The sequence below is a fragment of the Rhizobacter sp. genome, assembly GCA_021153565.1.
Taxonomy (GTDB): domain Bacteria; phylum Pseudomonadota; class Gammaproteobacteria; order Burkholderiales; family Burkholderiaceae_C; genus Albitalea.
Window position 1 is genome coordinate 40,406 of sequence record JAJKJU010000127.1, and the last position, 10,610, is coordinate 51,015.

Annotated in this window: 10 protein-coding genes; 6 read left to right on the forward strand and 4 right to left on the reverse strand. The window is 60.5% G+C overall.

Features of this window, described 5'->3' with window-relative positions; genetic code table 11:
• Positions 1-511 precede the first annotated feature (511 nt).
• From AC30NL_RS07880 to AC30NL_RS07890, 3 genes are all read right to left on the reverse strand, one after another.
• Positions 512-1,345: an aldo/keto reductase gene (locus AC30NL_RS07880; RefSeq protein ID WP_489463454.1), complete on the reverse strand. Its 834-nt coding sequence runs from the start codon at positions 1,343-1,345 to the stop codon at positions 512-514.
• Positions 1,346-1,447: 102 nt separating this feature from the next.
• Positions 1,448-2,260, reverse strand: a complete 813-nt coding sequence (locus AC30NL_RS07885; RefSeq protein ID WP_489463455.1) for a YdcF family protein — start codon at positions 2,258-2,260, stop codon at positions 1,448-1,450.
• Between the two features lie 258 nt (positions 2,261-2,518).
• Positions 2,519-3,715, reverse strand: coding sequence for an acyl-CoA dehydrogenase (locus tag AC30NL_RS07890; RefSeq protein WP_489463456.1), 1,197 nt, complete (start codon positions 3,713-3,715; stop codon positions 2,519-2,521).
• 105 nt (positions 3,716-3,820) lie between these two features.
• Here AC30NL_RS07890 and msrA point away from each other — a divergent pair, with 105 nt between their 5' ends.
• From msrA to AC30NL_RS07920, 6 genes are all read left to right on the forward strand, one after another.
• Complete coding sequence (gene msrA / locus AC30NL_RS07895; protein WP_489463457.1) at positions 3,821-4,360, forward strand: peptide-methionine (S)-S-oxide reductase MsrA; 540 nt, start codon at positions 3,821-3,823, stop codon at positions 4,358-4,360.
• Positions 4,361-4,686: 326 nt separating this feature from the next.
• Entirely contained in the window at positions 4,687-5,322 is a 636-nt protein-coding gene (gene fdh3B / locus AC30NL_RS07900; protein ID WP_489463458.1) for a formate dehydrogenase FDH3 subunit beta, read from the forward strand.
• Positions 5,319-5,543 (forward strand): hypothetical protein, encoded by a 225-nt coding sequence (locus tag AC30NL_RS07905; RefSeq protein ID WP_489463459.1) that lies wholly within the window; start codon positions 5,319-5,321, stop codon positions 5,541-5,543. The genes fdh3B and AC30NL_RS07905 overlap by 4 nt, the downstream gene beginning before the upstream one ends.
• Before the next feature lie 16 nt (positions 5,544-5,559).
• Positions 5,560-6,672: a formate dehydrogenase subunit gamma gene (locus tag AC30NL_RS07910; RefSeq protein ID WP_489463465.1), complete on the forward strand. Its 1,113-nt coding sequence runs from the start codon at positions 5,560-5,562 to the stop codon at positions 6,670-6,672.
• A gap of 13 nt (positions 6,673-6,685) precedes the next feature.
• Positions 6,686-7,075: a hypothetical protein gene (locus AC30NL_RS07915; RefSeq protein WP_489463460.1), complete on the forward strand. Its 390-nt coding sequence runs from the start codon at positions 6,686-6,688 to the stop codon at positions 7,073-7,075.
• A gap of 1,692 nt (positions 7,076-8,767) precedes the next feature.
• Positions 8,768-8,929: a hypothetical protein gene (locus AC30NL_RS07920; RefSeq protein ID WP_489463461.1), complete on the forward strand. Its 162-nt coding sequence runs from the start codon at positions 8,768-8,770 to the stop codon at positions 8,927-8,929.
• 701 nt (positions 8,930-9,630) lie between these two features.
• On the opposite strand, the gene AC30NL_RS07925 is transcribed toward AC30NL_RS07920, so the two are convergent.
• The gene (locus tag AC30NL_RS07925; RefSeq protein ID WP_489463462.1) at positions 9,631-10,461 is read right to left on the reverse strand and encodes a histidine kinase dimerization/phospho-acceptor domain-containing protein; all 831 of its coding nucleotides are present in this window, start codon (positions 10,459-10,461) and stop codon (positions 9,631-9,633) included.
• Positions 10,462-10,610 lie beyond the last annotated feature (149 nt).

The following is a 10,610-nucleotide window of genomic DNA, read 5'->3' on the forward strand; positions in this document are numbered from 1 at the left end:
GGTCGAGAGAGTGCGCGCCGCTTCCGCATCGGCTAGACGCGCTAGCCCAAAATTCTTGCGATCGACACTGCCTGCGCGGAAATCGATGCGCTCCGCCTTGCAGTCCCGGCGCTTGAACCCGACGTCGGTTGAAGAGGCTGAGCGTTTTCCTTGGCGACATCAAAGTCCATTCGTACTGAGAGGCTGAGAGTATTTCGATCATGCCCGTTCATCACGCCAAAAGACCCCTGCTCGTCGTTGCAAGTGCTCGCCATAGCCCGGGCTATGGCTGCGCTTTGCGTCTAGATCAGGCGCCTTTTGACGCGCTGCTCGGACACGCTCGAAAAACTCTCAGCCTCTGAGCCCTTCGACAAACTCAGGACAGGCTTGTCGCGAAGAAGATGAGCCTGGGCTGATGCGCTTGTGCCGGGTTGCACCGGGGTGCACCGACTGTGCATCAGGCCGCGACCACCGGCGATGCGGGCTGGCGGGGGAGCGGCAACGGTCGTAGCCGGTGCTGTCCGGCTGATCTTCAGATCGTCGCGAGCGGGCTCGGACCCTTCGGAGGCGGGAACAACGAATCGAGTTCGTGCAAGTGCGCAGCCGACAGTGGGTGCTCGAGGGCGCTGGCGTTTTCCTTGAGCCGCTCGCGGTTGCCGGTCTTGGGGATGGCGATTACGCCGTCCTGCGCAAGCAGCCATGCGAGGGCCACCTGGGCCGGTGTCATCGCATGCTGCTTTGCAAATTCGACCAGCCCACGCGCTTTCAGCAACCGACCTTGCTCGATCGGCGAGTACGCCATCACGGGAATGCGCTGCTTGCGAAGCCACGGCAGCAGGTCCGATTCGATACCGCGGCGGGCGAGGTTGTAGAGCACCTGGTTGGTCTGAATCGCAGAGCCGCCCCGTGTCGACTGCAGCGCATGCATCACCTTCAGGTCAAAGTTGCTCACGCCCCAGTGGCGGATCTTGCCGTCGCGCTGCAGATCTTCAAATGCTTGTACTGTTTCGCCAAGAGGTACCTCGCCCGGCCAGTGCAGGAGGTACAGGTCGATCACGTCGATGCGCAGGCGTTGCAGGCTTTGATTGCAGGCGGTGTGCATCGCGCGCCGTGACGCGTTATGCGGGTAGACCTTGGTGACGATGAAGACATCGTCGCGCCGGCCTTCGATCGCCTCGCCGACCAGCATCTCTGAGCGGCCGTCGCCATACATCTCGGCGGTATCGATCAGCGTCAGGCCGAGATCGATGCCGAGGCGGATCGTGGCGATTTCCTCCTCGCGCCGTTCCGAGTCTTCGCCGAATTGCCAAGTGCCCAGGCCCATTGCGGGAACGGTTTCTCCAGACGGCAGGGAAACTCGCTTCATGGGACCCAGTATTGCCGAGCGACGGTCGATCTTCAAGCTCGGCACAGCGCGACATGCAGTTCGGCGACACGCCCACCACCAAGAAGGGCGGCAGGCGTGAAGTCAGGCACCTAACATGCGTGCCACCCCTTCGCGGATCGCACTGCGTGACCGAAAGTAGCCGAGGCCCGTCGGAAGCCAATCGAGGGCTGGGCCCTCCAGTCGTGCGGCCATGCCCATCGGTGCCGCTTCGATCTTGATGCCGCCGTCTTGTGCAGCCTCCTCGAATGCACGTCGTGCGCGTGGCATGTGATAGCCGTGCGTCACCAGCAGGATGTGGGTGATGCCGGCCTTCTTGAGCATCGGAATCGTGCGCTGCGCGTTTTCACGTGTGTCACGCGATTGGTCTTCTGTCCAATGCAAAGGTCTGTTGAAGTCTTGCGTTGCGATGCGGTTGGCGACCTCGGCTTCGGGGGCGCTTTGCGCCGCATTCCAGCCCAGTCCGCCGGTGAATGCGACCGGAATGCCGGTTTCGCGCGACAACCACAAGCCATAGCGCAAGCGCTCGAGCGAGGCGAATCCGAGATTGCTCACGCCGTACTCAGGCGCAAAGGGCTCGACACCCCCGCCGAGAATGACGATCGCCATGTTCGTATTGCCCTTGGCCTGCGCCTTGAGTTCGTTGACGCGATTCATCTTGATGGCCGGCGGCACCTGCAGGACGAACTGTTCGACGGCGCGTCCAAACCCGGTGGTCGACGTGATCCATATTCCCGCCACGCTCAACACCACGGTGGTCCAACCCAGCCCCCGCCTTGGCAGGATCAGCCGTGCCCCGATGAGGATCAGAAAGAGAAAGGGCACCGGCGGCAGCAGCAGGGCGGTGAGGACGGGCTTCCATGATTCGATACCAAGCAGAACGAACAGGCTATTCACGTGAGTCCTGAAGAAAGGCAGTGGCCAATGGGTCGCGATTGTGCCGGAGCCGTCACCGCTTGCTTCAAGCGGCGAGTCGCATTTTCCAGAGGGCATTCGATGGCCTTGCCCGAGTACCCCGATTCCGGCAAGTACCCGGCGTCTGCCAGACGTGGCGGCCAAGCCTATGGCTTCTCACACATGCATCGCGAGAAGGACGACCTGAACTATTGAGTGATGAAAGCTGGATGGTCAAGCGGCGCATGGCCGCGATGAAGCTCAACAGAACGCCTGAATCCCCGTCTGCGCACGTCCCAGAATCAGGGCGTGCACGTCGTGCGTGCCCTCGTAGGTATTCACCGTTTCGAGATTGATCATGTGGCGAATGACATGGAATTCGTCGTGTATGCCATTGCCTCCATGCATGTCGCGTGCCGTGCGAGCGATGTCCAGCGACTTGCCGCAGCTGTTGCGCTTGATGAGCGAAATCATCTCCGGTGCAGCCTTGCCCTCATCAAGCAAACGTCCCACGCGCAGACAGCCTTGCAAGCCCAGCGTGATCTCGGTTTGCATGTCAGCGAGTTTCTTCTGGATCAGTTGATTTGCCGCCAGTGGCCGGCCGAACTGCTGGCGATCGAGTGTGTATTGACGAGCGGCATGCCAGCAGAATTCCGCTGCGCCGAGCGCTCCCCATGCAATGCCGTACCTCGCCTTGTTCAGGCAGCCGAAGGGGCCCTTCAAGCCGCTTACGTTGGGCAGGATGTTCTCGGCCGGCACGAACACGTTGTCCATCACGATCTCACCGGTGATCGAGGCACGAAGACTCATCTTGCCTTCGATCTTTGGCGCCGACAGGCCCTGCATGCCCTTCTCGAGAATGAAGCCGCGGATCGCTTCCTGCCCACCAACTGTGCCGTCCGCGTTCTCCAGCTTCGCCCACACCACGAACACGTCGGCGATCGGCGAGTTGGTGATCCACATCTTGTTGCCGCGCAGATGGAATCCACCGTCGACTGGCTTGGCACGACTCAACATGCCAGCCGGGTCGCTGCCGTGATTCGGCTCGGTCAGGCCAAAGCAGCCGACCCATTCGCCCGTGGCAAGGCGCGGCAGATATTTCTGACGCTGCGCCTGCGAGCCGTACGCGTGGATGGGATGCATGACCAGCGAGCTTTGCACGCTCATCGCACTGCGGTAGCCACTGTCCACGCGTTCCACTTCGCGTGCCACCAGCCCGTAGCTCACATGGTTGACGCCTGGGCAGCCATAACTCTCAATGGTGGAACCGAGCATGCCGAGCTCGCCCATTTCGTTCATGATTTCGCGGTCGAACCTTTCATGGCGTGCGGCCATCAGAATGCGCGGTTGCAATCGATCCTGACAATATTGGCGCGCTGCGTCGCGCACAGCCCGTTCATCGTCGCTCAATTGATCGTCAAGACGAAACGCGTCGTCCCATTGAAAAGCTGCTTTCATGATGTAAATCTCATTGAGTGAGAGCGACTGATGATAGGCGTGTGGGGGCTTGGCTTCCGCACGGAAAATCTCTCCATTGGAGACGAACAAAGACCGGAGCGCTCGATGTCTGCGAATACCGAAACAATCACCTTGGGTGGCGGCTGCTTCTGGTGTCTGGAAGCCGTTTACGAGAAGGTCGACGGTGTCATGGCCGTCGAATCGGGCTACACCAATGGCCACGTCGAGCGGCCGAGCTACGAGCAGGTGTGCGGCGGCAACACGGGCCACGCTGAAGTGGTTCGAGTGAGCTACGACCCCGCGAAGATTGGCTTGCGCGACATCCTGGAAATCTTCTTCGTCATCCACGACCCGACCACGCTCAACCGTCAAGGCAACGACGTCGGCACGCAGTACCGTTCGGGCATCTACTTCGAAGACCCTGAACAGGAAAGGGTGTCGCACGAGGTGCTGAACGAGGTGAATGCGCACCACAACGGCCGCGCCGTCACAGAGCTGAAACCCCTGACCAACTACAGCCGCGCCGAGGCCTATCACCAGCACTACTTCGCCAACAATCCAGAGCAGGGCTATTGCGCTTACGTTGTGGCACCCAAAGTGGAAAAGTTCAAGAAGACCTTTGCCGAGCGAATCAAGAAGGGTTGAGCGAATACTCTCTTGTATTGGCTCCTCTCCCCTCTGGGGAGAGGTTGGGTGAGGGGCTGCGGTGATGGCAACCCATGGCTTTATTCACCGCCCACGGCCCTCACCCCAGCCCTCTACCAGAGGGAGAGGGAGCGAAGACCTGGAAAGAGGTGGGCTTCAATACCCGTTCGCACTGAGGTATCGAAGTGCCCTCAGCCCGACCCTTCGATACCTCAGGGCGATCGTGTGCTTCGATGCGCCGCGGGCGTGCCTATCTCAAGGTATCGAAGGATCAGCCCAAACGAAGTGAGGTTGGCGTCAGCCCAAAGATTTAGCAGGAACCCAACATGGCCCGAATGAAATTCATCTGCGACGCCGAACGTTGCATCGAATGCAACAGCTGCGTCACTGCCTGCAAAGCCGAGCATGACGTGCCGTGGGGCGTCAACCGCCGCCGTGTCGTCACGCTCAACGACGGCGTTCCGGGCGAGAAGAGCATCTCTGTCGCCTGCATGCATTGCAGCGACGCGCCCTGCATGGCGGTGTGCCCGGTCGACTGCTTCTACCGCACCGACGAAGGCGTGGTGCTGCATGACAAGGACGTGTGCATCGGCTGCGGCTACTGCTCGTACGCCTGCCCCTTCGGCGCGCCGCAGTTCCCGACGAATGGCACCTTCGGCCTGCGCGGCAAGATGGACAAATGCACCTTTTGCGCCGGCGGCCCCGAGGCCAACGGAAGCGACGCGGAGTACGAGAAGTACGGCCGCAACCGCCTGTCCGAAGGCAAGCTTCCGGCCTGCGCCGAGATGTGCTCGACCAAGGCGCTGTTGGGCGGCGACGGGGACGTGCTGGCGGACATCTTCCGCACCCGCGTGCTGAACCGCGGCAAGGGCAGCGAGGTCTGGGGATGGGGCACGGCTTATGGCAAGCCGACGCAAGGAATGCCCGCGCAACCGGTGCCCAAGGAGCCGAAAAAATCATGAACCGTGTTCTGCTCATTGCTGCTGTCGCCGCACTGGCGCCGCTCGCTGCTTGCACCGAGAAAGTTCAAACCGCCACGCCGCGCAAGACGGACGAGAAGGTCTGGCAATCGAACGACAACACGTTCACCGCCGCCGGGTACAAGGCGGGCGACAAGGCTGCGTGGGACGACCAATCCCGAGCCCGAGCGCAGTCACAGAACGAATACGTGAAGACCAAGTGAACGCGATGCAGGAGAGATCATGCGAAGCTTGATCGCAACATGCTTGTTCGTTCTTGCGTGCACCACGGCGCAGGCCCAGGACAGCGCCGCCCCGCGCTTCGACCCGCCGGCCAGCGTTGCCGCGGCCCCAGTGCCCGACCCGAAAGACAGCAACGCCGCCCGCGCCAAGACCCAGCCGCGCAACAACGCGCCCTTCTGGCGTGAGGTGCAAGACTCCGGCAGAAAACCCGGCATCAGCAGCCTCCCCGGCGCGGAAAAAGGCGTGCTCGTTCAACCCCTCGTGCAGTACCCCGGCTCGCGCATGACCAACGCCGGCGAAGCGTGGCGGCAGGTGCGCAACCAGTGGATCATTCCTTACGGCGGCTCGCTGGTGCTGATCGTCATCGTCGCGCTCGGGCTCTTTTTCTTCACCAAGGGTCCCATCGGCCATGCCTCCAACACGGGCGAGCGGCGCATCGAACGCTTCACCTACTTCGAGCGCGCGGCGCACTGGCTCAACGCCATCGCCTTCAGCGTGCTGGCCATCTCCGGCATCGTGATGGCCTTTGGAAAGTTCTTCCTGCTGCCCGTCATCGGCCACCTGCTCTTTGGCTGGCTGACCTATGTGCTCAAGACGGCGCACAACTTCTTTGGACCGGTGTTCGCGGTATCGTTGCTCGTCGTCTTCCTGACCTTCTTGCGCAGCAACTTTCCGCGCCGCGAAGACATCGTTTGGCTGCTGAAGTTCGGGGGCATGCTGAGCGGCAAGGAAGTGCCGTCCCACCGCTTCAACGCCGGGGAGAAAGTGGTGTTCTGGGGCGGCGTGTTCTTCCTGGGCACCATCGCCGTGGCCTCCGGCCTGTTCCTGAACAAGCTGCTGCCGGGTTTTGACTACCTGCGGCCGGACATGCAGGTCGCGCACATGATCCACGCCGTTGCCACGGTGCTCATGATTGCGATGTTCCTCGGCCACATCTACATCGGCACCATCGGCATGCGCGGTGCATACCGCGCGATGCGAGACGGTGTCGTCGATGACGAATGGGCGGCGGAGCACCACGAGCTCTGGTATCGCGACATCCGCGACGGCAAGATTCCTGCGCAGCGAACGCCCGAACCGCAGCCCGCGCCGCACGCCATCCAGCCTTAGCGAGGAACCCAGGATGAAGTTGCTTGCCCCGTCGGTCCTGATGTGCATCGCTGCCGCGCCGTTTGCGCTTGCCAAGCTGCCGCCCTTGTCCGCCGATGCGCAGATCAAGGCTGACGAGGCGAAGGCAAAGGCGGCGTGGACTGACAAGGTCTCGGCCTACCAGTTGTGCAAGGCGATGGATCGGTCGGTGCAGGCTTATTTCAAGACGGCCAAGAGTGCGGGCAAGGAGACGCATGCGCCTTTACCGACACCGGCTTGTGCGGACCCGGGCCCGTATGTGTCGGCGGCGGCATCGGCGGCGAAACCCTTGGAGGCTGCGGGGGCGCATTCGCCTGCGGAGACGGCCAAAGGGCCGCCGAGCAGCAAGGCGACGCAGGCGCAGTTGCAGGGGGCGAAGAAGTAATGTCCTCGGATAGCAGCGGACACAGGTCGCAGTAAGGGGGTTTAAGACTGGTTTAAGACAGCCAGCTGCTTCGCGGTGTTTTTGACTTCACCGCGCTGGCCCGCGACGGCCGACCGAAATTCCTTCGGCAAGATACCGCCGAGTCTTCTCAGGGCCAACGATGGGCAGGCTTGGAACCAACGGGTACTCGACTACCACGTCGAGTCGACCGCTGTTTGCCACGGAGCGATCGGTTGCATCTCCGGTTCCGAACCTGAAGTGGTTCGGCAGAAAGGGGTGGGCGTCACCGCTTAGGCCTGCACGAGGACGCCATCCCATGCGGGCTGAAACGTCCGCTTGGCCGGGCCGTACTCGATGTCTATGAGGCGGCGCCCCGTCGCACCTCGTTCTTCATACTCAACATGTGAAATGGAGGGCGACAGCGCGCTTGCGGCACAGTTGACCTGAAAGGTGTCTATTGCCGAACGCCTGCATGCCCGTGGACACAGGGCGATTGCATGACGGAAACCACTGAATTGTGGTAGGCAAGCCGACGAAGTCCGAGATCTAGCGAAATATGGTTAGAACCCCTAGAGAATCAAATCCGTGCGGGAGGTGTGTATTGAAGCACGGTCTCACCTTCTACCTCGACCCTTTGCCAAAACTCAAACTCATCATCCTCATAAATATTACTGCTCGCAGAGGTAAAGAGTGATGTACAGCTGGAGGCAGTGTCTGATGAGTCTGATGTCGAGTCCGAGCCGCTCGTGACGTAGTAGGCGGCGGATTTGCCGGCAGACGTGAACCAGGCGGACGCGAAGTGGCTGGACGTGAAACAGACGGTTGCAAAGCAGGTGGATTTGAAGAGAACGGGCGTGGAGGGAGCGCATTCGAAGGGAAACGGCCTTGATCGTCCCGAGCTATTGCCATTGCCCCCCCCGATCGTTGAGCACTGACTCTTGCCAAGCATCCAAGGGGCGGTTACTGCCTATGTTTCTGCGGTTTATGAGATTCAAGAATTATTGTTTGAGGTCGCGTGAATTTCAAAGCTCGAATGAATGGATCTACACGAGAGGAAACCCCTTTGTTTCATTGGAACTTCAATGGAGTAGGTAGCGAAAAGGCAGCCTGCGCGTCAATCGGCCGCGCAGGCAGCCCAATCCACCGAACTTAAGGTTTACGCCTTGTATGAGCAGGAGGGATGAGGCTTGACGTGACGAGGTGGGCGAGGCTGAGAGCAATGAGAGCAATGACCAACCCGGCTCACGACACAGCCATCGGCGCCCTCTTGGACGACTTGACCCTTCAAGCCTCTGTCATCCCGAAACCGGCGCAAGAATGATCTTCGACAGCCAGTCGATGCGCGAGTTCACGGATAAACATTCAAGCCTGTCTCCCGAAGTAAGTCGCGCAATTCCCGCATCGCATTCTTTCGATCAGAGACGTCCTCCTCGCTCGTCAGGCAGGATGTATCGCACGACGATTCAGTCGACGAGCTGCCGCTCGATTCGTATGGCGCTGTTGCATCTCTTGCGAACTCATTATTCGCAGTGTGGTATGAGTCACTGCTAGATCCATCTCCTGGCGCAGAGAGCGGACGTGAAGCGCGCAGACGTGAAGCGATCGAATTTGAAGCGGGCGAAGTAAACGGATTTGAAGCGGGCAGAGGTGCAGCGAACGGATGTGAGGCGGACAGACGTGAAGTAAACGGATTTGAAGTGGACGGACGTGCAGCTGACGGACGTGCAGCTGACGGACGTGCAGCTGGCGGACGTGCAGCTGGCGGACGTGCAGCTGGCGGACGTGGAGGGAGCGAAGAAGAAGGGAACGGACGTGATCGTGCCGAACTACTCGCGTCGCCCCCCCGGTCGCTGACCACTGACTCTTGCCAGGCTTCGGGACGGCCACCGCTTGGGATTCTATTTCGGTTGTACATTTTGATTTACGTTTATGGTTTTAGGTATGTTGCGTGTGTTAAAAACTGGAGAGAACTGGATTCACACGCGATTGACTTTCCAATCCATGCTTGCTGGAACTCAATGGAGTAGAAATCGAAAAGCCCGCCCTGGTGTCAATCGGACGCGCGAGCCGACTTCAGTATTTTCTAGCAGCTGCGCGCTGTTGATGTGCGAAAAAGCGAAGCAATTACCGGAATAGCGAGAATCCCGACGCTATACCAAACCCCCAACAGATCAATTCGCCATACTGGGGTTATCGGCAGGGCTATCGCACGAAGCTCTACCCTTAATATGTGGTAAGAGGAAGCCCTTGAACAACACGAAGGGGTTCTAAGCGCAAACCTCAGAAAATTCCGACGCCAAGCGTAAAACCCTTCAGATTCCCAGGCGACACCCTGTCACCGGCGTCGGCTCAGCAACCACCGCCGCCATTCCTCCCGGATCCCTCTGGGAGAGGGCTGGGGTGAGGGCTGTGGGCGGTGAATGAGGCCATGGGTTGCCATCACCGCAGCCCCTCACCCAACCTCTCCCCAGAGGGGAGAGGAGCCAATACTGACCTTGAAAGGGGGGCCTCTCAGCCCCTGGGTCACGCGCTTCTCTGGTGCTCAAAGTACGCTCTTAATTCCACGCCCACAGCCGCGTGGCGTTGAGCAAAGACATCGACAAGATTAGACAAACGATAGCCTTCGCCGGCATCGATGGCGAGTTGCAAGTCGCGGGCCGCGTCGGACAGAGCCTCGGCAGCACTGCATCGAAGCTCTCTGACCAAATGCGCCGTACGGCTTCTTCGCCGTTGACGGCGAGGACCACCACCATGCCGGCCACATCCGACAGCAGCTGCGTGGCGACGATCTGGTTGAACTCGTTGTCTTCAACGAGCAGGACACGGCGCCCGCGCAAGACCATCGGTGTGCCATCCAGGTCGATCAATGCGCCGTGACGCGCAGGTGCCGTGGCTTCGGCCCCGAAGGCGCTGGTGATCATCAGCACCTGTTCCAGCCGCAACGAGTCGACGATGAGCCGGGGCGGCACATCGTCGGAGGTGTTCAGCAGCAGCTCGAGTCCTTTCTCCTGCGCCTTCATGGCCACGATCGCAGTGACGCGGTCAAGCACGGCTTGCAGTGAGAATTCGCTGGCTTCCATGTCGAGCTTGCCGGCCTCGATCTTCGAGAAGTCGAGGATGTCGTTGCTGATGATCAGCAAGGAGTCGGCCGCCGTGCGGGCCTTCTTGAGATAGCTGCGTTGCCGGGCCGTCATTTCGCTGCGCAGTGCAAGGTCGGTCATGCCGAGGATCGTATTCATCGGCGTGCGGATCTCGTGGCTCAGGTTGGCAAGGAACTCGTTCTTCGCTCGCCTGGCCGATTCGGCGTCGTCGCGCGCATTCGCGAGCTGCGTCATGACTGTGACGAGCTGCGCGTTGCGCTCCTTGATGCGACTCTCGATCTGCACATTGAGGGCGGCGGGTCCTTGCTGTGCCCTCACGCGTTCGGTGACGTCGAAGTTGACGCCGACCGTGCTCAGCGGCTGAGAGTATTTCGATCATGCCCGCTCATCACGCCAAAAGCCCCCTGCTCGTCGTTGCAAATGCTCGCCATAGC

Coding starts and splice junctions, on each gene's coding strand:
- AC30NL_RS07880 (WP_489463454.1), bottom strand. CDS start 1,345: ATGAAGCGAGTTTCCCTGCCGTCTGGAGAAACCGTTCCCGCAATGGGC.
- AC30NL_RS07890 (WP_489463456.1), bottom strand. CDS start 3,715: ATGAAAGCAGCTTTTCAATGGGACGACGCGTTTCGTCTTGACGATCAA.
- msrA (WP_489463457.1), top strand. CDS start 3,821: ATGTCTGCGAATACCGAAACAATCACCTTGGGTGGCGGCTGCTTCTGG.
- fdh3B (WP_489463458.1), top strand. CDS start 4,687: ATGGCCCGAATGAAATTCATCTGCGACGCCGAACGTTGCATCGAATGC.
- AC30NL_RS07905 (WP_489463459.1), top strand. CDS start 5,319: ATGAACCGTGTTCTGCTCATTGCTGCTGTCGCCGCACTGGCGCCGCTC.
- AC30NL_RS07915 (WP_489463460.1), top strand. CDS start 6,686: ATGAAGTTGCTTGCCCCGTCGGTCCTGATGTGCATCGCTGCCGCGCCG.